Raw genomic sequence first — 23,799 nt, forward strand, 5'->3', positions numbered from 1 at the left:
CGGGCGCCTGCCCCACGATCCGTAGGCCGTGGCGGACGGGCGGCGCATGGGGCGATTGCACCATCGGGGGCGTCCGAAATAGGCTGCGGGGCATGGACTTGGACGACGCGGTTCTCGACCGGCTGACCGACATCCAGCGCCGGTTCCTGTCCGTCTCGCTGGAGCAGGCCGGCATCGAGGCGCTGCTCGCAGATATCGGCCAGCTCGTCGGCGCCGACGCGGCCTTCGCCGCCTGGCTGGACGAGGGGCAGCCCTGGCTCACGCCGTGGAAGGCGGGCCCCGAGATCGGGACGTTCCTGGCCGAGACGTTCGCCGGGGTCGATGTCGAAGGGAACATCCGCTGCCACGACCCCGACCTCGACGCGCTGAACCGCACGCGGCGGGCGCTCGGCAGCGGCGTCTACAACGAAGGCGCGCTTGCCAGCCGCGAGCGGATCACCGACACCGCGTATTTCCGCGACGCGTTCGAACCCGCCGGCATGCCGCAGATCGTCGGCATGACCACGCGGCTTTCGGTCGGAGAGGCGATATTCGCCTTCGGCTTCCAGGCCCCCGACGCGCCGGGCTTCGTCAGCGGGCGGACCGAGGCGATCCTGCGCATCCTGCTGCCCAGCTTCGAGGCGGGTTTCCTTGCCATCGACCGCCGCAACCGCCACCGCGAGCGGCTGGAACAGGCGGTGCGGGAGTGCCCCGTCCCGGCGCGGATCTCGGGCCCCGACGACCCGCCAGACCCCGGACACCTGCTGCAACTCCCCCTGCCCGAGCTGGGAGAGGACAGGGCGGGACGGATGTCGCACCTGCTGGTCGGACGGCCCGGACCGGCGGACCTTGCACGGCAGCTGGCAATTACGTTCGGCCTGACGCCCCGGCAGACCGAGGCGACGGCCCTGTTGCTGGAGGGACGCTCGACGCGCGCCATCGCGGACCGGCTCGGCGTGACCTACAACACCGCGCGGCGGCACTGCGAGGCCATCCTGCAGAAGACCGAGGCGCAGCGGCGCGAGCAACTGGCCTCGATCGCCGTCGCGGCGCTTGGGAACGGGGACGCGCCGCGGGGGCCGTGAGCGCTAGTCGCGCAGTTCGAGCATCCGCTTCACCTGCTCCAGCGCCGCGACCTCGCGATCCCCCCAGGCCGCATTGCGCGACTTGAACAGGGTCGCCTCGCTGCGGTGGACGCAGCCGTCGGTCAGGATTTTCAGGTGGTTCGCCCGCAGCGTCTCGCCGGTCGACGTGATGTCGGCGATGGCTTCCGCCGTCTCGTTCTTGACCGTGCCCTCGGTCGCGCCCTGGCTATCGACCAGCGCGTAATCCGCGACGCCGGCCTCGCGCAGGAAGTCCCGCACCAGGCGGTGATACTTGGTGGCGATGCGCAGGCGGTGGCCGTGCGCGGCCCGGAAGGCGGCGGCGGCGGCGTCGAGATCGTCCAGCGTCTCGACATCGACCCAGAAGCGCGGCACCGCGATGATCAGGTCGGCATGGCCGAAGCCCAGCCGCGTGAGCGCGCCCACCTGCCGTTCCCACGCGGCGAGCTTTTCGCGGACCAGGTCCGAGCCGGTGACGCCAAGGTGGATGCGTCCCGCCGCCAGTTCGCGCGGGATTTCCCCGGCTGCCAGCAACACCAGCTCGACGCCCTCGGCCCCCTCGACGGCGCCGGCGTATTCCCGGTCCGAACCGGTCCGCGACAGGGTGATCCCCCGCGCCGCGAACCAGTCGAAGGTCTTTTCCATCAGACGGCCCTTGGAGGGGACACCGAGTTTCAGGCTCATGCCGCGCCCTCCCCCAGCGAGAGAACAAGGTCCGGCCGGATCACGCCGCCCACGGCCGGGCTCGCCCGTCCGCCGCCGAGGATGCGGGTCAGCGCGTCATAGCGCCCGCCCGTGGCGACAGGCGGCAGGTCGGGCCGGCCCGGAGCGGAAAAGCCGAAGACGAACCCGTCGTAATACTCCATCGCCGTCCGCGCGTAGCTCGCCTCGAACGGCAGCGTCTCGACATCCACGCCGGCGGCGTCCAGCGCCGAGAGCCGCGCGTCGAGACGGTCCACCGCGTCGTCGATGGCGGGCAGGTCGACGGCGATGTCGCGCAGGTTGGCAAGCACGTTCGGCGCGGTCTCGCGCAGGTCCAGGATCGTATCCAGCAACTCGACCTCGCCCGCGCCCAGCGGCGGCTCGGCGGCGTCGGCGCGTAGCGCCTCGATCCGCGCCATCACGTCGGCGCGGCGACGCAGCCCGATCTCGGGGCCCGCATCCGCCAGCGGATCAGCATTGTTCAGCAGCGCCAGCCGCTCTTCCGAGCGCGGCGTCTTGCCACCGAAGCGGTCCAGGAGCTGCCGGAACCGGCGGGGCCGCCAGATATGCCTGAGCAGTGCCGCCTTGCGCGCCTCGGTCGTGGACAGCCCGCGCACCGCGGCGATCAGGATGCCGTAATCGCCGGTAGAGGCGCCGAGCCCCAGCGGCGCCACCCGGTCGGCGATAGCCGTGAACACCTCGGCATCCGCAGCCGCCGGATCCTCGCCGCCGAAGATCTCGAAACCGACCTGCATGTATTCCGGCGGACGCGAGGGATCGCGCTCCTGCCGGCGGAACACCTCGCCCGCGTAAGTGTACCGCGCGGGCGTGACCCGGCCCGACATGTGCATCTGAACGACCGGCACGGTGAAATCCGGCCGCAGCATCTGCTCGCCCCGGATCGGGTCGGTGGTGGTGAAGGCCCGGCCGCGGATGTCCTCGCCGTAGAGGTCCAGCAGTACGTCGGCGGGTTGAAGGATGTCCGCCTCGACGACCTGGGCCCCCAGCGTCTCGAAGGCGGCGCGGTGGCGCAGCGCCTCGGCCAGGCTGGCGGATTTCTCGGCCATCAGTGACGGTCCAGCATCTGCCGCACCTCGGCCACCAGGTCGCCGCGGACGCAGGTGATCTGGGCGGGCTGCGACTTCCATTCCTCGAGGCTCGCGTTCTCGGCCAGCTTGGCGCCCAGGACGAGGTCCTTGAGCTGCACCACGCCGTTCTCCTTCTCGTCACCGCCCTCGATCACGGCGATCGGGGCCTGGCGGCGGTCGGCATACTTGAGCTGGTTGCCGAAATTCTTGGGGTTGCCGAGATACACCTCGGCGCGGATGCCGGCATCGCGCAGCTCGCCCACCATCGCCTGGTAATCGGCCATGCGGTCGCGGTCCATCACGGTCACGACGACCGGCCCCGCGGCGCTGCTGCCGACGCGGCCCGTGGCGCGCAGGGCGGCCAGCAGCCGGTCGACGCCGATCGACACGCCGGTCGCCGGCACTTCCTGCCCGGTGAAGCGCTTGACCAGATCGTCGTAGCGCCCGCCTCCGGCGACCGAGCCGAACTGCTGACGGCGGCCATCCTCGCCGGTGATCTCGAAGGTCAGCTCGGCCTCGAAGACCGGGCCGGTGTAATAGCCCAGACCGCGCACCACAGACGGGTCGATGACCGCCCGGTCGGCGCCATAGCCCTGCGCGTCCAGCAGGTCCGATATCGTCTCGAGCTCGTCGACACCGTCCGACCCGATCTGCGAGCCGGCGACCAGTTCACGCAGCCGGGCGACCGTGGCCGCGCCAGTGTCGCGCTTGGCGTCCATGAACCCCATCACCGTCTCGGCCTGCTCGGGCGACAGGCCCGCGCCCTTGGTGAAGTCGCCGCTGTCGTCCTTGCGCCCCTCGCCCAGAAGCGCGCGCACGCCGTCGGGGCCCAGCCGGTCGAGCTTGTCGATCGCGCGCAGCACGATCCCGCGCTCGGCCTCGAACCGGGAATGATCGGAGGGGTCCAGCACGCCGGCGACCTCCATAACCCCGTTCAGGACCTTCCGGTTGTTGACGCGCACGATGTAGTCGCCGCGCGGGATACCGACCGCCTCGAGCACGTCGGCCAGCATCGCGCAGATCTCGGCATCGGCGGCCACGTTGGGGGCGCCGACGGTATCGGCGTCGCATTGGTAGAACTGGCGGAACCGCCCCGGCCCCGGCTTCTCGTTCCGCCAGACCGGCCCCATCGCGTAGCGGCGATAGGGGAAGGCCAGATCGTTGCGGTACTGCGCCGCCACCCGCGCCAGCGGCGCGGTCAGGTCATAGCGCAGCGCAAGCCAGGCGCCGTCGTCCTCTTCCTGCCAGGCGAACACGCCCTCGTTCGGGCGGTCCACGTCGGGAAGGAACTTGCCGAGCGCCTCGACCGTCTCGACGGCGGAGGTTTCCAGCGGGTCGAACCCGTAGCGGTGATAGACCTGCGCGATGGCATCCAGCATCGCCTTGCGCTCGGTTACGTCGGCGCCGAAATAGTCTCGGAAGCCCCGCGGCGTCTCGGCCTTGGGGCGGGGCTGTTTCTTGACCTTGGCCATGGGTGATCCTTGCTCGCACCGGCTTGCGCGCCGGGGTCTAGCCGATGCCCGTCCGGGGAACAAGCTGGCCGCGCTTTGACCGGCGCCGCGACGATGCTAAAGGCTCTTGCCATGACCACAGATCCCACCGCCCTGCAGGAACGTATCGCGCATCTCGAGCACCAGGCCGAGGAGCTGAGCCAGGTCGTCTGGGACCAGGCTTCACGCATCGACGCGCTGGAACGCCGGCTCGCCATGCTGATGGAACGCGAAGCCACCCGCGCGGCGGACGAGGAAGGCGGCGTCTATCTCGGGGAAGAACGCCCGCCGCACTGGTGAACGGCGGTGCCTAGTCCGCCTCGTGCAGTTCCAGCGCTGCTAGCCGCCCCGGCAGAGCCGGCGTGACCGCCACCCCGGCGAGCCGCGCCATGTGCCACGCCAGCACCTGGTTGCTCGAAAGGACCGGCAGATGCGTCTGCGACTCGAGCGTGTCGATCAGGCCGAGGGTGCGCAGGTTGGTGCACGACAGGAACAGCGCGTCGATGCCGCCCTCGCCCGCCAGGGCACGGGCGGCGGACAGGATCGACGTGGCATCGATTCGGACCACTCGGGATTCGTCGGCGACCTCGAAACTGCCGAACACCGGCGTCTCCAGCCCGGCGTCGGCCAAGACACGGCGCAGGCGGTCGGACACCTCGGGCACGTAGGGCGACAGCAGCCCCAGACGGCGCACGCCGAGCGCCCGGCACGCCGCGACCAGCGCGGTGACCGGATCGGTGACCGCCCGCGTCGCCACCGCCCCGCGCAGCAGCGCGCCGGTACGGTCGACGCCGATCTGAGCGGTGCCGGAGGTGCAGGCATAGGCGACCGCGGCAAAGCGACCGCGCTGCGGCAGCAGGCCGGCCGCGGCGCCGAGATGCGCCTCCATCGCCGAAAGGCTCTCGGGGCTGAGATCGGCGCCAGAGGCGATCCGCGTGACGAGCACCTCGATGGCGGGCGGAATCACCTGCCGGAAATCGCGCTCGATCGTCTCGTCGGCCTGCAGCACGACCAGACCGATCTGCGCCGCCTGATGGGGGTCGACCTCGTGGGGGAACCGGCGGAGCGTCATGCGTCCAGCACCGCGATTTCCGCGCCGCTCGGCGTCGACAGCCACTCTGCCCCGCCGTCGCGGATCACGATGTTCTCCTCGTGGACGATCATCCGCCCCGGCTCCACCTCGACCCCCGGCTCCAGCGTCAGGACCATGCCCGGCCGCAACTCGGTCTGATCCGCCGGGATCAGAGAGGGCGGCTCGGTCAGCTGCATCCCCAGCCCGTGCCCCAGCCGCCCGGCCTCCGATCCCCCGGCCCCGCCGGTCACGATCCGGTCCATGACGTGAAACAGGTCGCTGGCGGTGACGCCGGGCCGCGCCGCGGCAAAGCCGGCCTCGGTCGCCTCGATCAGGCGCGCATGGGCGTCGCTCACACGGCGATCCGGCGGCCCGACCGAGAAATTCCGGTCGAAGTCGCAGAAATAGCCCGCCCGCACGAGCCCGGTGTCGAGCATCAGCACATCGCCGGCCGCAAGCGGCCGTGCGTCCGCGGGCGAGATCACGTCGGCATAGCCGCCGGGCGCCGAGGCCCCGGCCAGATACGGCACCCAGTCTGCGCCTTCCTCGAGGCACAGGATCTGAAAGCCGCGAAAGACCTCCGACAGCGGCACGCCGCCCCACGCGATCTCTGGGACACGCGCAAAGGCGCGGTCCGCCACGGCGCAGCTTTCGCGGATTTGCCCGATCTCCCCCGGGGACTTCGTCATCCGCAGCGACCGGGTCAGACCTCCATCGTCGGTAAGGCGCAGCCCTGGAAGCCGCCGGCAAAGATCGGCCCAGTCGGACAGCGGCATCCGCAGATGCGTCTCGCCGCCGCTGGGCACGCCCACGGCCCCATTGGGGCCGGCACATTCGGTCAGCGTCTCGGCCAGCAGCGACACGCCGTCGTCGGCGTAATCGGGCGAGCGCCAGGTGCGGATGTCGGCGATCCAAGTCCGGCCCATCAGATGTGCGCCGATCGCAGGGATCACGGCGACCGGGGCGCCCTCGGCCGGCACGACAAGGAACCACGGACGTGTCGGGCTTTCCCAGAAGCGGGTGAGGAAACCGCTGAAATAGCGCACCTCGGGCTCTGTCGTCAGCAACAGCGCGCCCAGCCCGGCCTCGTGCATCATCGTCTGGGCGCGGCGGGTGCGGTCGCGGAACTCGGTCTCCGGGGCACCCTGCGCGGCGCTCATGCCTCCGGCGCCTCGGACAGGACCGCGAGAACGCGGGACTCGGGCGTCAGCCCCACCGCGTCCCGCCAAGGCCCGCCACAGAGCAGCGCGGCGACGCCCGCCGCGCCCGAGGGCGTCGAGGGCAGCCCGGCGGCGCCCACGCGCTCCGCCCCGTCCCGCGCCTCGTCCTCGGTGAGGGTCAGGAAATGGTCGGCATCCCGCGCCAGCCCCTTCAGCGCGATCAGCGACGGCTCCTTGCAGTCGAGCCGCCCCATGATCGAGACCGGCCCCTCGGCCGCCAAGGGTGCGCCCGCGGCGATCGAACCGGCCAGCGCCGGCGCGGCCTCGGGCTCGACCACGACGATGACCGGACCGTCACCCCACGCGGCGCGGGCATGGGCGGCGGCGGCACCGGCAAGCCCGCCGACCCCGGCCTGCAGGAACACATGCGTCGGCGTCGCGGGGATCTGCGCCACAGTTTCGGCCATCAGGACCGTGTATCCCTCCATCAGGAGATGCGGCCTCTCAAGATAGCCGGGCCAGGAACTGTCGGACAACAGGACACGGCCCGGCTCATCGGCGGCGCGCGCGGCGGCTGCCGTGCTGTCCTCGTAGGTCGCGCCCGCCCGCACCACCTGGGCGCCCTCTGCACGCAAGCGGTCGGCAAAGCTCTCGGGCACGCCTTCGGCGAGAAAGATCATCGAATCCGCGCCGAAGGCATGTGCGCCGGCGGCGACCGAAAGGCCGTGATTGCCGGCGCTGGCGGCGACATAGGTGCGCCCGCGCGCGCGCCCGGCCAGCGCGTCATGGGCGATCACGTTCGCAGCGCCGAGCGCCTTGAAGCTGCCCAGCCCCATGCGGCCCCGCTCATCCTTTATGTCCAGCACGTCGACACCGGCGTCCCGCGCCAAGGCATCGGACCGGACAAGCGGGGTCCGGGCCGCGCGGGGACAGCGCGCGAGCAGGTCGAGCGTGCGGGTCGCGTCGGCTTCGGGCCACGGCACATCCTCCAGCGCCCGATGGCCCAGCCCCGCACCGCGATGGGTGTTGGCAAGGTGCCGCATCGGGATCGAGTGCCGCACGGTTCCGCCGCCGCGTCAAGCGGTGGCGTCAGCGCGGGCTCGCCGCCTCGGCCACCAGATCGCCGCCGTGCAGCAGCAGCTCGAGCCGCCGATTGCTGGCCCCGAAGCGCGGATAGGCCGAAACGAACACCGCCTCGCGGGCGATACGGTCGCTGCGGTCCGCCGGGCAGGCCGCCCCCGCCCGCACGCCGCAGACCCGCGCCTTGATGTCCTCGTAGGCATCGTCGGTGGGCGAATAGGGCGACGTGTTCGCGGTCTCGTAGCGGGTCGTCTCGTGCACGTCCGCGCTGCCGAAAGTGACCAGCGCGGCGGTGATGCGCCGGGGGCAATTGTCGTCGAACCCGGTGATGTACTGCGTCCGCGGCCCCGTCTGACCCGGCGCCGTATCGTAGAGCCGGTACTGCGCCCGCCCGTCTTCTGGCGCGCGGGACACCTCGGTACCCAGGTTACGGCCCCGGACGCCGCATGCCCGCGCGACCTGCCCGAAGGGCAGATCGGCATCGGCAGGCACATCTGCCGCGGTGACGTCGCCGCCGGTGCCCACGGGGCCGAAGACGCCAGTGCGCCCGCCCATGTCGCATCCCGCCAGGACGAGCGTCATCGCCAGGCCGGCCGCGACGGCGCGCATCAGAGGTCCTCCACGGTGACGACACCGCCCAGGGACTTGATCGCGCCCTTGATCTGCGGGGTCACGGGGAAGGCGTCGCCAAGGCTGACCTCGACCTCGCCCGGCAGGTCCGGATGCATCAGGCAGAGCGACACCGGCCCCTTCAGCCGCGCCTGCCGCTGATCCTCCATCGCGCGGCCCAAGAGCCCGGCCACGGCCGAGATCGCGGCCTCGTCGTCGACGAAGACGCGCAGCCCGCCGCCCGCCGCACCGGCGACCGCCGTGTCGATGGGCGCGACGGACCGGCCCAGCAGTTTCAGCTGATCGCTCTCGAGCGTGGCCTCGACGGTGACCACCACGTTCGCGCCGGTCTCGAGATGCTCTCGCGACTGTTCCAGCGTGTCGGAGAACAGCGTGACCTCGTAGAGCCCGGTGGGATCGGACATCGCGACGAAGGCGAACCGGTTGCCCTTGGCCGACTTCCGCTCCTGCCGGGCCGAGACGGCGCCGGCCAGCTTGGCGACCAGCGGCCCTTGCTCGACCCGCGTCTTGAGATCGGCGAGCGTCATCGCGCCGGACCGCTTGAGCGCGCCCATGTAGTCGTCCAGCGGATGGCCCGAGAGGTAGAAGCCGATCGCCTTGTGCTCTTCGGCCAGCCGCTCGTTCGGCAGCCAGTCCTCGACATTCGCCAGCCGCGGTTCGGGCAGGTCGTCGCCCGCCTCGCCGAACAGCGAGACCTGGTTCGAGTTCTTCTGGTCGTGGATCGCCGCGGAGTAGGCGACCAGCGCATCGAGGCTATCGAACACGCGCCGGCGGTTGCGGTCGAGCTGGTCGAACGCCCCCGCGCGGGCAAGCATCTCCATCGGACGCTTGCCGATCCGCTTCAGGTCCACCCGGCGGGCGACGTCGAAGAGCGTCGCGAAGGGCTTGCCGTCGCGCCCCTCGACGATCAGCTTCATCACCTCGAGGCCGACGTTCTTGAGTGCGCCGAGTCCGTAGACCAACTTACCCTCGTGCACGCTAAACGTCTCGAGCGAGCGGTTCACGCAGGGCGGCACGATCTCGAGCTTGAGGCCACGGCGGACCTCTTCGGCGTAGATGCCCAGTTTGTCGGTGAGATGGATGTCGCAGTTCATCACGCCGGCCATGAACTCGACCGGGTGGTTCGCCTTGAGCCAGGCGGTCTGGTAGCTGACCACCGCGTAGGCGGCCGCGTGGGACTTGTTGAAGCCGTAGTTGGCGAACTTGTCGAGCAGGTCCCAGACTTCCTTGGCCTTGTCCTTGGTGACGCCGTTCTGCTGGGCGCCTTCGAGGAACTTCGGCTTCTCGGCGTCCATCGCCTCCTGGATCTTCTTGCCCATCGCGCGGCGCAGCAGGTCGGCGCCGCCAAGGCTGTAGCCGGCCATGTCCTGTGCGATCTGCATCACCTGCTCCTGATAGACGATGATGCCCTGCGTCTCGTCGAGGATGTGGTCGATGGATTCGTGGATCGATTCCCGTTCCCGCAGGCCGTTCTTGACCTCGCAGTACTTGGGAATGTTTTCCATCGGACCCGGACGGTAAAGCGCCACCAGCGCGACGATGTCCTCGATGCAGGTCGGCTTCATGCGCCGCAGCGCATCCATCATGCCCGAGCTTTCGACCTGGAACACGGCGACCGTCTTGGCCTGAGAATAGAGCTCGTAGGTGCGCGGATCGTCCAGCGGGATCTGCCCGATGTCGTTCTCGGCGCCCTCGAACGGCTCGTAGATCGTGGTGCCGTCGGCGGCGACGTGCAGGTCGCGGCCCTGGCCGTGGATCTGGTCGATGGCGTTCTGCACCACCGTCAGCGTCTTGAGGCCGAGGAAGTCGAACTTCACCAGCCCCGCCTGCTCGACCCATTTCATGTTGAACTGGGTCGCCGGCATGTCCGAGCGCGGATCCTGATAGAGCGGCACCAGCTCGTCCAGCGGACGGTCGCCGATGACCACGCCCGCGGCGTGGGTCGAGGCGTTCCGCAGCAGGCCCTCGACCTGCTGGCCATAGGTCAGAAGCCGGTCGACGACCTCTTCGTTGCGGGCCTCTTCGCGCAGGCGCGGTTCGTCCGCGAGAGCCTTCTCGATGCTGACGGGCTTGACCCCCTCGACCGGGATCATCTTGGACAGGCGATCCACCTGGCCGAAGGGCATCTGCAGCACCCGGCCCACGTCACGCACCGCCGCCTTCGACAGAAGCGCGCCGAAGGTTATGATCTGGCCCACCTTGTCGCGGCCGTATTTCTCCTGGACGTAGCTGATGACCTCTTCCCTGCGATCCATGCAGAAGTCGATGTCGAAGTCCGGCATCGACACACGCTCGGGGTTGAGGAACCGCTCGAACAGCAGCTTGTAGCGCAACGGGTCGAGGTCGGTGATCGTCAGCGCGTAGGCCACGAGCGACCCCGCGCCCGACCCCCGGCCCGGCCCGACGGGGATGTCGTGCTCTTTCCCCCACTTGATGAAGTCGGCAACGATCAGGAAGTAACCGGGAAAGCCCATCCCCTCGATGATGCCCAGCTCGAAGTCGAGCCGCTTCTGGTACTCCTCGACCGGGGCGGCATGGGGGATAACCGCAAGCCGCGCCTCGAGCCCCTCCTTCGCCTGGCGGCGCAGTTCCTCGACCTCGTCATCGGCGAAGCGCGGCAGGATCGGTGCGCGCTTCTCGGCCTTGTAGGCGCAGCGCATGGCGATCTCGACTGTGTTCTCCAGCGCCTCTGGCAGGTCGGCGAACAGCGTCGCCATCTCGGAGGGCGATTTAAAATAGTGCTGAGGCGTCAGGCGGCGGCGCGGCTGGTTCTGGTCGACATACGCGCCCTCGGCGATGCAAATCAGCGCGTCGTGCGCCTCGTACATGCCCGTCTTGGGGAAATAGACGTCGTTCGTGGCGACCAGCGGCAGGTGCATGGCGTACGCCATCTCGACATGGCCGCGCTCGCTGTCGCGCTCGGCCTCGGGCAGCTGGCCGCCCTCGCCCGGATGCCGCTGCAACTCGACGTAGAGCCGGTCGGGATAGAACGCCGCCAGCCGCGTCATCAGCGCCTCGGCCCTGGCGCGCTGTCCCTGCCGCAGCAGGCGCCCGACCGGGCCGTCCGGGCCACCGGTCAGGCAGATCAGCCCCTCGGAATGGGCCGCAAGGTCGTCCATCGTCACTTGGACCGTCGCCCCCGCCTTGCCCAGATAGAGCGCCGAGTTCAGCTTCATCAGGTTGGCATAGCCCGTCTCGCTCTGCGCCAGCAGCACGACGGGCGCGGGCGGGCGCGGCTTCTCGCCGGGCTGGACGGGGTCATAGTCGAGATCGACCTGGCAGCCGATGATCGGCTGCACGCCCTCGCCCGAGGCGGCAACGGAGAACTCGAGCGCGGCGAACAGGTTGTTGCTGTCGGTCACGGCGACAGCAGGCATGCCCATCCCGGACGCCATGCCGGGCAGCTTCTTGAGGCGGATCGCGCCTTCGAGAAGGGAGTATTCGGTATGGACGCGGAGATGGATGAATCGCGGGGCACTGGTCATGGACCACTCTTAGCAATCGACAGCGACCTTGCCACCAGCGATTGCATCGCGGACCCGGTCCGATCGGCGAGGCGACGCCCACGCGACAGGCAAGAACTTTTACGGCGACACCCACCACGCGCCGCCATATCGTGATGGCATGAGTGACGAATTCGACCTGACTCTCGCCCGGCACCTCGACGCCGCGCCGGACCTCGTCTGGCGGGCCTGGACCGATGCGGACCTGCTGCGACAATGGTTCACACCGGCCCCCGTCACGGTGCGCGAGGCGGTGATCGACCCGCGCCCCGGCGGGCGGTTCTATACCTGCATGCGCCTTCCCGACGGGACCGAGATCGCGAGCGAGGGCTGCATCCTGTCGGTCGAACCCGAGCGCCGGCTCGTATTCACCGACGCGATGACCGAGGGCTGGCGCCCCGCACCAAGCCCGTTCATGACGGCGATCATCACGCTCGCCCCCGACGGGCAGGGCACGGCCTATGGCGCCCGCGTCCTTCACGCCGATGCCCCTGCCCGCGACCGCCACGCCGAGATGGGATTCGAGAGAGGCTGGGGCGCCGCCGCCGACCAGCTCGAGGCCGTCGCGCGGAGCCTTGGGGCCTGAAACGCGGCGTCCCCCTTGCATGAGCGGGGTTTTGTCGCTTTGATTCATCGCTGAGAAGGGCCGCGCGCCACGCTTTACGCCGCATCGGGCGGGCGCGCACCGGGGGCCTTCGGTGCAAAGACCGCGGCGGACATTCCGATGATCACGTTTCGTCTCAACGGAGAGAACGTCACGCTGGAGAGCGCTCCGGCGACACGAACCCTGCTCGACTGGCTGCGCGAGGACCGGGGCCTGACCGGCACGAAGGAGGGCTGCAACGAGGGCGATTGCGGCGCCTGCACGGTGATGGTCACCGACGAGCACGGCGCCCGCGCGCTCAACGCCTGCATCTTGTTCCTGCCCCAGCTGGACGGCAAGGCGGTGCGCACGGTCGAGGGCATCGCCGGACCGGGCGGCGCCCTGCATCCCGTCCAGAGCGCCATGGTCGACCACCACGGATCGCAATGCGGCTTCTGCACGCCGGGTTTCATCGTCTCGATGGCGACGGCACATCTGAACGGGCGGCGCGATTTCGACGACCAGCTCGCCGGCAACCTGTGCCGGTGCACAGGGTATGCCCCCATCGTCCGGGCGGCCGACGCCGCCGCCAAACATCCGGTGCCGGACTGGATGCGGGCCGACATTCCGCCGGGCGCCGAGGCCAAGGCCGAAGGCGGCGGCGGCGACTCGGTCGGAGACCCCGACTATGCGGACGTGCCGGGCGCCTGGGGCCGCCGCGCCCCCGAGGGGGCCACCGGCGCCAGCCGGGCCGGTGGCGGCACGCGGGCGGAGGCCTGGGTCCGGCCCGACAGCGTCGACGCACTGGCGGAGTGGTATCTCGACCACCCCGACGCCACGCTCGTGGCCGGGGCGACGGATGTCGGGCTCTGGGTCACGAAGGGGCTGCAGGACCTGGGCGACGTGGCCTTCCTCAACGGGATCGCGGACCTGCAGCGGATCGACATCGACGACAACACCGTCCGGATCGGCGCGGGCGTCACGATGGACCGGGTCCGCGACGCGATGGCCGTGCTGCATCCCGACTTCGCCGAGTTGATCCGACGCTACGGCTCAGAACAGGTGCGCGCCGCGGCTACAATCGGCGGCAACATCGCCAACGGCTCTCCCATCGGCGACGGCCCGCCCTGCCTGATCGCGCTGGACGCCACGCTGCATCTGCGGCGCGGCGATGCGCGGCGCGACATCCCGCTGGAGGACTTCTTCATCGATTACGGCAAGCAGGACCGCGCGCCGGGCGAATTCGTCGAGGCGGTGAGCCTGCCGCGGCAGGAGGACCGCCTGCGCTGCTACAAGCTGTCCAAGCGGTTCGATCAGGACATCTCGGCGGTCTGCGGTGCCTTCCGGATCACACTGTCCGAGGGCCGCGTGGCGGAGGCCCGCATCGCCTTCGGCGGCATGGCCGGCACGCCGAAACGCGCCCGCCACGTCGAGGCCGCGCTGACCGGCCGGGCCTGGGACGCCGACGCCGTCGCGGCGACCTGGGACGCCTGGGCCGAGGATTTCGCGCCGATGTCGGACATGCGCGCCTCGTCGGCGTACCGGCTCAAGGCGGCGCGCGGTATGCTGATGCGCGCGCTGCTGGAGGATCTCGGCGGCCAGACCCGCGTGCTGGAGGTGACCCCATGAAGGACGAGCGCCCCGACCGCACCGCCCGCGCGGTGCGCAGCCCCCTGCCCCACGACGCGGCGACCCTGCACGTCACCGGCGCCGCCCGCTACGTCGACGACATCCCCGTGCCGGCGGGCTGCCTGCACATGGCGTTCGGCCTGTCGGAGATCGCCCGCGGCACGATCACCGCGATGGACCTGTCGGCAGTGCGGTCCGCGCCGGGCGTGCGCGACGTGATCACCGCCGGCGACCTGCCCTTCGCCAACGACGTCTCGCCCTCGGCCCATGACGAGCCGCTCCTGGCCGATGGCGAGGTGTTCTATTTCGGCCAGCCGGTCTTTGCCGTGGTCGCCGACAGCCACCTGGCCGCGCGCAAGGCGGTGCGGCTGGCGCGTATCGACTACGACGCACAGACGCCGATCCTGACCATCGACGACGCGCTCGCCGCGGACTCGCGGTTCGAGGAGGGGCCGCGCGTCTATGCCAAGGGCGACGCCGACGGTGCAATCGCCGCCGCTCCGCGCCGGGTCGAGGGCTCGATGGAGATCGGCGGGCAGGAGCACTTCTACCTCGAGGGGCAGGCCGCGCTGGCATTGCCGCAGGAGGACGGCGACATGGTCGTCCAGTGCTCGTCCCAGCACCCTACCGAGATCCAGCACAAGGTGGCCGAGGCGCTGGGACTGCCGATGCACGCCGTCCGCGCCGAGGTCCGCCGCATGGGCGGCGCCTTCGGCGGCAAGGAGAGCCAGGGCAACGCGCTGGCCGTGGCCTGCGCCGTGGCGGCTGCGCGAACCGGCAGGCCCTGCAAGATGCGCTATGACCGGGACGACGATTTCGTCATCACCGGCAAGCGGCACGACTTTCGCATCACCTACCGCGCCGGCCACGACGACGACGGCCGCATCCTGGGGCTGGAGTTCGTCCAGTACTGCCGCTGCGGCTGGAGCCAGGACCTGTCGCTGCCGGTGGCCGACCGGGCGATGCTGCATGCCGAAAACGCCTATCACCTCGTCGACGTGCGGATCGAGAGCCACCGGCTGAAGACCCACACCCAGTCGGCGACCGCCTTCCGCGGCTTCGGTGGACCTCAGGGCATGATTCCGATGGAACGGGTGATCGACGAGATCGCCCATGCGCTGTCCCTGGACCCGGTGGAGGTGCGGCGCCTGAACTATTATCGCGCGGCGGCCCAAAGCGCGGAGGGGGGCGCTGCCCCCGCGACGCCTGCGGCGCCGCTCCCCCGGGATATTTCGGGACAGAAGAAGGTCCATGACGCGCTGCCGGACGACATCGCGTCGCGCGGCGCCTTGGGAGAGGTCGTCGAGCCCGCCGCCGGTCGTGTCGCGGCGTCGGGGGAGCAGACCACGCCGTACCACATGCCGGTGACCGATTTCATCCTGCACGAGATGACCGACCGGCTGTGCCAGAGCGCCGACTATACCGCCCGGCGGGCCGGGATCGAGGCCTGGAACGCGCAGTCGCCGATCCTGAAGAAGGGGCTGGCGCTGACGCCGGTGAAGTTCGGCATCAGCTTCACGCTGACCCACCTGAACCAGGCCGGGGCGCTGGTGCATGTCTACCAGGACGGCTCGATCCAGATGAACCACGGCGGCACCGAGATGGGCCAGGGCCTGTTCCGCAAGGTGAGCCAGGTCGCGGCGAGCCGGTTCGGCCTGGACGTGGACCGGGTAAGGATCACGGCGACCGATACCGGCAAGGTGCCCAACACCTCGGCCACCGCCGCGTCTTCGGGGTCGGACCTGAACGGCATGGCCGTGAAGGCGGCCTGCGACACGATCCGCGACCGGATCGCCGCGTTCCTCGCCGAGAAGGACGGTGTCGACGCCGCCACGGTGCGGTTCGAGGACGGCGCGGTGATCACGGGCGCCGAGCGCTACGACTTCGCCGAGGCGGTGCGGCTGGCTTATCTGGGGCGGGTCAGCCTGTCGGCCACGGGCTATTACCGGACGCCCGACATCGTCTGGGACAGGATTCGCGGCGAGGGGCGGCCGTTCTTCTATTTCGCCTACGGCGCCGCGGTGACCGAGGCGGTGGTCGACACCCTGACCGGGGAATACCGACTGCTGCGTACCGACATCCTGCACGACGCGGGCGCGTCGCTGAACCCGGCGATCGACATCGGCCAGATCGAGGGCGGCTACATCCAGGGCACCGGCTGGCTGACCACCGAGGAGCTGGTCTGGGACGCCGAGGGGAGGCTGCGGACCCATGCGCCCTCGACCTACAAGATCCCCGCCTGCTCGGACCGGCCGGACCTGTTCACCGTCACGCTCTGGGACGGGGAGAACTTCGCCGACACGATCTATCGCTCGAAGGCGGTGGGAGAGCCGCCCTTCATGCTGGGCATCTCGTCGTTCCTGGCGCTCTCGGACGCGATCGCGGCCTGCGGCCCGGGCTATCCCGCGCTGGACGCGCCGGCCACGCCCGAGCGGGTGCTGGCGGCGATCCAGCGGGTCCGGGCGGCATGAGCTTCGACCGCGCCGGGCTCGAACAGGCGCTCTCGGAGCGCAGGGAGGTCGCGCGTGTCGTGGTCGCGGAGACCTCCGGGTCGGTGCCGCGCGAGGTCGGCGCCGCGATGCTGGTCTGGCCGGACGGACAGGCGGGCACGATCGGCGGCGGCGCGCTGGAGCATGACGCCGCCGCGCGGGCGCGGGCCGGAGAGCGCGGCCTCCGCCGTGTGCCGCTGGGGCCGGGCCTGGGGCAATGCTGCGGCGGGGCGGTGACGCTTCTGACCGAGTACTGGACCGCCGCGGACCTTGGCGGGATCGAGGGCGATCTCGTGGTGCGGCCCGCGCGGACCGAGGGCGGTGCGATGCCGCTCGCCGTCCGGCGCCTGGTCGCGGACATGCGGTCCGGCGCAGCGCCGCCGGGGCCGGCGCTGGTCGAGGGATGGATGGTGGAGCCGGTGACGCAGGCCACCCGGCCCTTGTGGATCTGGGGGGCGGGGCATGTGGGCCGCGCGCTGGTCGAGGTGCTGGCGCCCCTGCCCGACCTGGCGATCACCTGGGTCGACACCGCGCCGGAGCGGTTTCCCGACACGATCCCCGCCCCGGTCACGCGGCTGGTCGCCGCCGAGCCGACCGTGGCGGCCGCCCATGCGCCCGTCACCGCCGAGCATCTGATCCTGACCTATTCCCACGCGCTCGACCTGGCGCTGTGCGATGCGCTGCTGACCCGCGGGTTCGCCCGCGCGGGCCTGATCGGATCCGACACGAAGCGGGCGCGATTCCGGTCCCGGCTGAGGGATTTGGGCCACGCCGACGCACAAATATCGCGCATCCGCTGCCCGATCGGGCAAAAGACGCTGGGGAAGCACCCGCAAGCCATTGCTGTCGGCGTCGCCGCCGAAATACTGTCGGCGCCGATGGGGACGGCAGAGATCAGGGACACGGCATGAGCGGCGCGGCGGATCTCCTCCGGATCGAGGGGCTGACGAAGGCCTTTCCGGGGGTCGTGGCGAATGACGACGTGTCGTTCGCGGTTCCGGCGGGAAGGATCCATGCGCTGCTGGGCGAGAACGGCGCCGGCAAATCGACGCTGGTCAAGATGATCTACGGCCTCGTCGCGCCGGACAAGGGCCGGATGCAGCTGCACGGCCGCGACTTCGCCCCGACCAGCCCGCACGAGGCGCGGTCGTCCGGAGTGGCGATGGTGTTCCAGCACTTCTCGCTGTTCGACGCTCTGGACGTGGCCGAGAACGTGGCGCTGGGGATGGAGACGCCGCCCTCGCAGCGCCAGCTCGCCCGGCGCATCCGCGAGGTCAGCGAGGCCTACGGGCTGCCACTGGACCCCACGCGCCTTGTCGGCGAATTGTCGGCGGGCGAGCGGCAGCGGGTCGAGATCGTGCGCTGCCTGTTGCAGGATCCGCAGCTGCTGATCATGGACGAACCCACCAGCGTGCTGACGCCGCAGGAGGTCGAGATCCTGTTCTCGACCCTGCGCAAGCTGGCCGCCGAGGGCACGGCGATCCTGTATATCAGTCACAAGCTGGAAGAGATCCGCGCGCTCTGCGACAGCGCGACGATCCTCCGGCAGGGACAGGTGGTGGCGACCTGCACGCCGTCGGAAAAATCCGCGCGCGAGCTGGCCGAGCTGATGGTGGGCGCGACACTGCACACCCCGAGCCGCGAACCGCAGGAGGGTGGCGAGGTCGTCCTGAGGATCCACGACCTGTCGATGCGGTCAGCCAACCCGTTCGGCACGGCGCTGAAGGACATCGACTTCGAGCTGCGCGCGGGCGAGGTGCTGGGCATCGGCGGGGTCGCCGGGAACGGCCAGGACGAGCTGCTGGCGGCCTTGTCGGGCGAGGCCCGCGTCGCCGCCGAAGCGGTGACGCTGAAGGGGCGGCCGGTGGGCCAGATGGGCCCGACCGCACGGCGCGCGCTGGGGCTGCTGGCCGCGCCGGAGGAACGGCTGGGCCATGCGGCGGCGCCGGACATGTCGCTGACCGAGAACGCGGTGTTGACGGGAACGGTGCGCGAGGGTCTGACGCGGCACGGTTTCCTCGACTGGGGCAAGGCGCGCGGCTTTGCCGAGCAGGTGATCGAGCGGTTCGACGTGCGCACCCCCGGCCCCGGACAGGCGGCGCGGTCGCTGTCGGGCGGCAACCTGCAGAAATTCGTCATCGGGCGCGAGATCCTGCAACGGCCCGAGGTCCTGGTGGTGAACCAGCCGACCTGGGGCGTCGATGCCTCGGCCGCCGCGGCGATCCGGCAGGCGCTGCTGGACCTTGCGGCGAACGGCACCGCGGTGGTGGTGATCAGCCAGGATCTCGACGAGCTGATGGAGATCTCCGACCGCTTCGCTGCGCTGAACGAGGGACGGCTCGCCGCGCCCCGCCCCGCCAAAGGGCTGGGGATCGAGGAGATCGGCCTGATGATGGGCGGCGCGCACGACTTGGACACCGCGGCACGGGCAGCGGAATGAGGAGTTTCGGTATTACGGCAGACGTCACGGGAGTGTCGCGATGATCGCGCTGGTCAGACGACCCGCGCCGTCGCGGCTGTGGACCGTCCTGACACCGCCTCTGGCGGTGCTGGCGACGATGGTGGCCGGCGGATTGATGTTCGCTGCGCTCGGCAAGGACCCGGTCCTCGCGATCCGCACGATCTTCTGGGATCCGCTCTTCGGCGAGTTCGCGTTCTACTACCGCGGACAGCTTCTGGTGAAGGCCGCGCCGCTGATCCTGATCGCGATCGGCCTGAGCCTGGGCTTCCGCGCCGGGATCTGGAACATCGGCGCCGAGGGGCAGTACATCCTGGGCGCGATCACCGGGGGCGCGGTCGGGCTGGCCTTCTATCCGCTCGACTCGTGGATCGTGTTCCCGCTGATGGTGGTGGCGGGAGCCTTTGGCGGCTTCCTGTGGGCGATGATCCCGGCGCTCCTGAAGGTAAAGTTCCGCACCAACGAGATCCTCGTGTCGCTGCTTCTGGTCTACGTGGCCGAGCAACTGCTGGCCTACATGGCGCTCGGCCCCCTGAAGAACCCGGAGGGACAGGGATTTCCCGGCAGCCGCAACCTGAGCCAGTATGATGCGGCCGCAAACAATGAGCTGATCGCGGGCAGCGGCATGCACTGGGGCGTCGTCGCGGCCTTCATCGCGGTGATTGCCGCTTATGTCCTGCTGAACCGCCACTTGACCGGCTACCATATCCGGCTGACCGGGCAGGCCCCGCGCGCGGCGCGGTTCGCCGGGGTGAACCCGAACCTGCTAACGATCTTCTGCCTCGGCACCTCCGGGGCGCTCGCCGGGCTGGCGGGACTGTTCGAGGTCGCCGGGCCGGCCGGGCAGATCAGCATCGATTTCAACGTCGGCTACGGATTTACCGCGATCATCGTCGCCTTTCTCGGCCGACTGCATCCCGTCGGCATCCTCCTTGCGGGGCTGCTGATGGCGCTGACCTATATCGGCGGCGAAGCGGCGCAGTCCCAGCTGGGCCTGCCCGCGGCGGCGATCCAGGCGTTCCAGGGGATGCTGCTGTTCTTCCTGCTGGCGGTGGACATGCTCACGAACTACCGGCTGCGCTTCGGCCGGGCACAGGTGGCCTGATGGACCTTTCCGCGATCAATCCCGTGATCCTCGTCGCCTCGCTGATGGTGGCGGCGACCCCGATCCTGCTGGCCGCGGTCGGCGAACTGGTGGTCGAGCGCTCGGGCGTGCTCAACCTCGGCGTCGAGGGCATGATGATCACCGGCGCGATCTGCGGCTTCGCCATCGCGGTCGAGACCGGCTCGCCCACGATCGGCTTTCTCGCGGCGATGGCCGGTGGCGCCCTGCTGGCGATGGTGTTCGGCGTGCTGACGCAGTTCCTGCTCTCGAACCACGTGGCCACCGGCCTTGCACTGACGCTGTTCGGGCTGGGCCTGTCAGCGCTGCTGGGACAGGGCTATGTCGGCGTGCGCCCGCCGGCGACGCCCAAAATGGATTTCGGCCCCCTGAGCGATCTGCCCGTCGTCGGGCGCATCGTCTTCGGCCATGACCTTGTCGTCTATGCCAGCCTGCTGCTCGTGGCCGGCGTCTGGGCCTTCCTGCGCTATACCCGTGCCGGCCTGATCCTGCGCGCGGTGGGCGAGAGCCACGACGCCGCGCACGCCCTGGGCTATCGCGTCGTGACGATCCGCCTCCTCGCCATCGCCTTCGGCGGGGCCTGCGCGGGCCTGGGCGGCGCGTATCTGAGCCTGATCCGCGTGCCGCAATGGACCGAGGGCATGACCGCCGGGGCGGGCTGGATCGCGCTGGCGCTCGTCGTGTTCGCAAGCTGGCGGCCCTGGCGGGTACTGGTGGGCGCCTATCTCTTCGGCGGCGTCACGGTCCTGCAGCTGAACCTGCAGGCCGCGGGCGCGGCGGTTCCGGTCGAGATCCTGTCGATGTCGCCGTACTTGATCACCATTCTCGTGCTCGTCATCATCTCGTCGGACCGGTTCGGCGCCCGCCTCGGTGCGCCGGCCTCGCTGGGGCGGGTGTTCCACGCAAACCGCTGAGGCCCGGCCGAGATTTCAGGGAGGATGAAGATGACGACACGCTGGCACGGAACGATCGCGGCCCTCGCCCTTGCGGCGCCGGGCGCGGCCTTCGCAAAGGACGACCCTGCGGACGGAGACTGCGCGGCGCTGGCCGCGATGGACCTCGAGGCGACCAACATGCTGTCGGCGCAGGAGGTCACGCCCGAGGGCGACCTGCCCGCCTTCTGCCAGGTGCGCGGCTACGTCCGCCCGGCGATCAATTTCGAGGTCCGCCTGCCGCTCGATGAGTGGAACGGCAAGTTCTACATGGCGGGCTGCGGCGGCTTCTGCGGCACGCTCGCCAGCGATTCCGAGGACACGTTCAACGCGATCAACCACGCCCTGCGCCGGGGCTATGCCGCCGCCACCATGGATGGCGGGCATTGGGGCAACTCGTCCGCCGACGGCCGCTGGGCCAAGGCGAACCCTGTGGCCGAGGTCGACTGGGCCCACCGCGCGGTCGAAGAGACCACGCGCGTCGGCAAGGCGGTGACCGAGCGTTTCTACGCGGGGCCCCCGGAATACTCCTACTTCCAGGGCTGCTCCACCGGCGGCCGGCAGGCCAACATGGCCGCGCTGCGCACCCCCGAGGCCTTTGACGGCATCATCTCGGGCGCCCCCGCGCTGGATTACCCCGGCCTCGTCGGCACCGCGTTCTCCTGGATCGTGCAGGCCAACACCGATGCCGACGGCCAGCAGATCCTGCAACCCGAGGACGTCGCGACCGTGCAGGACGCCGTCTACGACGCCTGTGACGGCGATGACGGGGTCGAGGACGGCCTGATCTCGGACCCGCAATCCTGCGACTTCGACCCGGCCAGCCTGTCCGACACCCTCTCGGACGAAAAGATCACGGTCCTGCAGAAATGGTACCGCCCCGCCGAAAGCGGCGACGAGACGCTCTACCCCGCCGCGGTGCCCGAAGGGTCCGAGCCGTTCTGGCAGCTCTGGCTGACGGGCTTGGAGGGCGGCGGCGGCAAGATCGTGCCCGCCTTCAACCGCGACTTCCTGCGCTACATGGCCTTCCCCGACGACCCGGCCAGCGACTTCGACGGCACCGATTTCGACTTTTCCGCCGATCCGCAGCGCATGCAGCCGCAAGCGGAACTCTACAATTCCGACGATCCGGATATCACGCCCTTCTACGACGCGGGCGGCAAGCTGCTGATGTATCACGGCTGGGCCGACGCCATCGTCTTTCCCGGCAAGACGATCGACTACTGGGACCGCATGACCCAGGCGAGCGGCAGCGAGTCCGGCCGGCTCTTCATGATTCCCGGCATGGATCATTGCGGCATCCAGGGCAGCGGCCCCGGCATCGGTCAGACCGGCTTCGACCCGCTCGGCGCGATGGAACGCTGGGTCGAGGACGGCGACGCCCCCGAGCGGCTGATGACGGAAAAGACCACGGAGGGCGAGAGCCAGTGGCAGCGCCCCGTCTGCGCCTACCCGGCCCGCCCCGTCTTCGACGGCGAGGGCGACTGGCGCGAAGCCGGCGGCTGGAGCTGCGAAACGGACTGACCAACAGGACGACGGCCCATCTGCCGCCGTGAGACTTCCGAAAGAGAAGAAAGCGAAGGGATCGAAACATGAAGCTAATCAAGACGATGGCCGCCGCGGCCGCGCTGCTGGCGGCGACGCAGGCCGGGGCGCAGGACGACCCGGTGAAGGTCGGGTTCATCTATGTCGGGCCGATCGGCGACGGCGGCTGGACCTACGAACACGACCAGGCCCGTCAGGCCGTCGAAGAGCATTTCGGCGACCAGGTCGAGACGGTCTACCGCGAAAGCGTGCCCGAGGGCGCCGACGCCGAACGCGCGATCACGCAGATGGCGCTTGGCGGGGCCGACCTGATCTTCACCACGTCGTTCGGCTTCATGGACGCGACCATCAACGTCGCCGAGAAGTTCCCCGACGTGAAGTTCGAGCATGCCACCGGCTACAAGACGGCCGAGAACGTCGCCACCTACAACGCGCGCTTCTATCAGGGCCGCGCCGTGCTGGGCCACATCGCCGGATCGATGACCGAATCCAACAAGGTCGGCTATATCGGTTCGTTCCCGATCCCCGAAGTGATCCGCGGCATCAACTCGGCCTTCCTCCACGCCCGCAAGGTGAACCCCGATGTCGAATTCAACGTGGTCTGGGCCTACACTTGGTTCGACCCCGCGAAAGAGGCAGACGCCGCCCAGGCGCTGATCGAACAGGGCGCCGACGTGATCCTGCAGCACACCGATTCCACCGCGCCCCTCGCCGCGGCCGAGCAGGCCGGCGACGTGATCGGCTTCGGCCAGGCGTCCGACATGGCCGAGTACAAGCCCAGCCCGCGCGTCGCCTCGATCATCGACAACTGGTCGCCCTACTACATCGACCGCGTGCAGGCGGTGATCGACGGCACCTGGGAAAGCCACTCGGTCTGGCAGGGCATCGGCGACGGCACCGTCGAGATCGGTGAGATCACCGACGCGGTCCCCGAAGATGTCCGCCAGGAGGCCGCCGACCTGCGCGACCGCATCGGCTCGGGCGAGTACCACCCCTTCACCGGCCCGATCAACAAGCAGGACGGCAGCGCATGGCTGGCCGAGGGCGAGGTCGCCGACGACGAGACCCTGCTGGGCATGGATTTCTACGTCGAGGGCATGACCGGCGACATCCCGAACTGATCCGGCGCGTTCCAGGCGCCACGCGACCAGGGCCCGCCCGTCACCGGGCGGGCCTTTTTTCGCGCGCCTCCCGTGTCACCTTCCGGCCACGCATGGGCGCCATCATGCACGC

At 70.0% G+C, this 23,799-nt stretch carries 19 protein-coding genes; 11 read left to right on the top strand and 8 right to left on the bottom strand.

Annotated elements, in window-relative coordinates:
* The first annotated feature begins 92 nt into the window (after window positions 1-92).
* A complete protein-coding gene (locus tag BMZ25_RS05395; protein WP_092690950.1) occupies window positions 93-1,064 on the top strand; it encodes a helix-turn-helix transcriptional regulator in 972 nt (323 codons plus the stop codon).
* Between the two features lie 3 nt (window positions 1,065-1,067).
* Here the strand turns inward: BMZ25_RS05395 and hisG are convergent, their stop codons facing one another.
* From hisG to hisS, 3 genes are read right to left on the bottom strand one after another with little or no spacing between them, the layout of a single operon-like run.
* On the bottom strand, window positions 1,068-1,766 hold the full coding sequence (gene hisG, locus BMZ25_RS05400) for an ATP phosphoribosyltransferase (protein ID WP_092689704.1): 699 nt from the start codon (window positions 1,764-1,766) through the stop codon (window positions 1,068-1,070).
* Window positions 1,763-2,851 carry an ATP phosphoribosyltransferase regulatory subunit gene (locus BMZ25_RS05405; RefSeq protein ID WP_092689707.1) on the bottom strand — a complete coding sequence of 363 codons (1,089 nt, stop codon included), beginning with the start codon at window positions 2,849-2,851 and terminating at the stop codon, window positions 1,763-1,765. The genes hisG and BMZ25_RS05405 overlap by 4 nt, the downstream gene beginning before the upstream one ends.
* Window positions 2,851-4,344: a histidine--tRNA ligase gene (hisS, locus tag BMZ25_RS05410; protein ID WP_092689710.1), complete on the bottom strand. Its 1,494-nt coding sequence runs from the start codon at window positions 4,342-4,344 to the stop codon at window positions 2,851-2,853. Before hisS ends, BMZ25_RS05405 begins: the two co-directional genes overlap by 1 nt.
* A gap of 111 nt (window positions 4,345-4,455) precedes the next feature.
* Between hisS and BMZ25_RS05415 the strand changes: the two genes are divergently transcribed.
* Window positions 4,456-4,662 (top strand): SlyX family protein, encoded by a 207-nt coding sequence (locus BMZ25_RS05415; RefSeq protein ID WP_092689714.1) that lies wholly within the window; start codon window positions 4,456-4,458, stop codon window positions 4,660-4,662.
* 10 nt (window positions 4,663-4,672) lie between these two features.
* Here the strand turns inward: BMZ25_RS05415 and BMZ25_RS05420 are convergent, their stop codons facing one another.
* Genes BMZ25_RS05420 through dnaE form a run of 5 tightly spaced genes read right to left on the bottom strand, consistent with a single transcriptional unit; the run spans window position 4,673 to window position 11,789 of the window.
* Window positions 4,673-5,434, bottom strand: a complete 762-nt coding sequence (locus tag BMZ25_RS05420) for a maleate cis-trans isomerase family protein (protein WP_092689718.1) — start codon at window positions 5,432-5,434, stop codon at window positions 4,673-4,675.
* Complete coding sequence (locus BMZ25_RS05425) at window positions 5,431-6,594, bottom strand: M24 family metallopeptidase (RefSeq protein WP_092689723.1); 1,164 nt, start codon at window positions 6,592-6,594, stop codon at window positions 5,431-5,433. Before BMZ25_RS05425 ends, BMZ25_RS05420 begins: the two co-directional genes overlap by 4 nt.
* Window positions 6,591-7,637 (bottom strand): pyridoxal-phosphate dependent enzyme, encoded by a 1,047-nt coding sequence (locus tag BMZ25_RS05430; RefSeq protein ID WP_092689726.1) that lies wholly within the window; start codon window positions 7,635-7,637, stop codon window positions 6,591-6,593. The genes BMZ25_RS05425 and BMZ25_RS05430 overlap by 4 nt, the downstream gene beginning before the upstream one ends.
* Window positions 7,638-7,683: 46 nt before the next feature.
* Complete coding sequence (locus BMZ25_RS05435; protein WP_092689732.1) at window positions 7,684-8,283, bottom strand: hypothetical protein; 600 nt, start codon at window positions 8,281-8,283, stop codon at window positions 7,684-7,686.
* Entirely contained in the window at window positions 8,283-11,789 is a 3,507-nt protein-coding gene (gene dnaE / locus BMZ25_RS05440) for a DNA polymerase III subunit alpha (protein WP_092689737.1), read from the bottom strand. Before dnaE ends, BMZ25_RS05435 begins: the two co-directional genes overlap by 1 nt.
* Before the next feature lie 139 nt (window positions 11,790-11,928).
* Between dnaE and BMZ25_RS05445 the strand changes: the two genes are divergently transcribed.
* The 9 genes from BMZ25_RS05445 to BMZ25_RS05485 all read left to right on the top strand — a co-directional run bounded on the left by BMZ25_RS05445 (window position 11,929) and on the right by BMZ25_RS05485 (window position 23,687).
* Window positions 11,929-12,393, top strand: a complete 465-nt coding sequence (locus tag BMZ25_RS05445) for an SRPBCC family protein (protein ID WP_092689743.1) — start codon at window positions 11,929-11,931, stop codon at window positions 12,391-12,393.
* Window positions 12,394-12,531: 138 nt separating this feature from the next.
* Window positions 12,532-14,019, top strand: coding sequence for a xanthine dehydrogenase small subunit (gene xdhA / locus BMZ25_RS05450; RefSeq protein ID WP_092689746.1), 1,488 nt, complete (start codon window positions 12,532-12,534; stop codon window positions 14,017-14,019).
* Window positions 14,016-16,490 carry a xanthine dehydrogenase molybdopterin binding subunit gene (gene xdhB, locus BMZ25_RS05455; protein ID WP_092689748.1) on the top strand — a complete coding sequence of 825 codons (2,475 nt, stop codon included), beginning with the start codon at window positions 14,016-14,018 and terminating at the stop codon, window positions 16,488-16,490. The genes xdhA and xdhB overlap by 4 nt, the downstream gene beginning before the upstream one ends.
* Window positions 16,487-17,419 carry a xanthine dehydrogenase accessory protein XdhC gene (gene xdhC, locus BMZ25_RS05460; protein ID WP_092689752.1) on the top strand — a complete coding sequence of 311 codons (933 nt, stop codon included), beginning with the start codon at window positions 16,487-16,489 and terminating at the stop codon, window positions 17,417-17,419. Before xdhB ends, xdhC begins: the two co-directional genes overlap by 4 nt.
* On the top strand, window positions 17,416-18,948 hold the full coding sequence (locus tag BMZ25_RS05465) for an ABC transporter ATP-binding protein (protein ID WP_092689756.1): 1,533 nt from the start codon (window positions 17,416-17,418) through the stop codon (window positions 18,946-18,948). Before xdhC ends, BMZ25_RS05465 begins: the two co-directional genes overlap by 4 nt.
* A gap of 40 nt (window positions 18,949-18,988) precedes the next feature.
* Window positions 18,989-20,071, top strand: a complete 1,083-nt coding sequence (locus BMZ25_RS05470) for an ABC transporter permease (RefSeq protein WP_092689760.1) — start codon at window positions 18,989-18,991, stop codon at window positions 20,069-20,071.
* Complete coding sequence (locus BMZ25_RS05475) at window positions 20,071-21,003, top strand: ABC transporter permease (protein WP_092689764.1); 933 nt, start codon at window positions 20,071-20,073, stop codon at window positions 21,001-21,003. Before BMZ25_RS05470 ends, BMZ25_RS05475 begins: the two co-directional genes overlap by 1 nt.
* Before the next feature lie 30 nt (window positions 21,004-21,033).
* Entirely contained in the window at window positions 21,034-22,545 is a 1,512-nt protein-coding gene (locus BMZ25_RS05480; protein WP_235859791.1) for a tannase/feruloyl esterase family alpha/beta hydrolase, read from the top strand.
* A gap of 68 nt (window positions 22,546-22,613) precedes the next feature.
* A complete protein-coding gene (locus tag BMZ25_RS05485; protein WP_092689769.1) occupies window positions 22,614-23,687 on the top strand; it encodes a BMP family ABC transporter substrate-binding protein in 1,074 nt (357 codons plus the stop codon).
* Window positions 23,688-23,799 lie beyond the last annotated feature (112 nt).

Source organism: Tranquillimonas rosea (assembly GCF_900111315.1).
GTDB classification, from domain to species: Bacteria; Pseudomonadota; Alphaproteobacteria; order Rhodobacterales; family Rhodobacteraceae; genus Tranquillimonas; species Tranquillimonas rosea.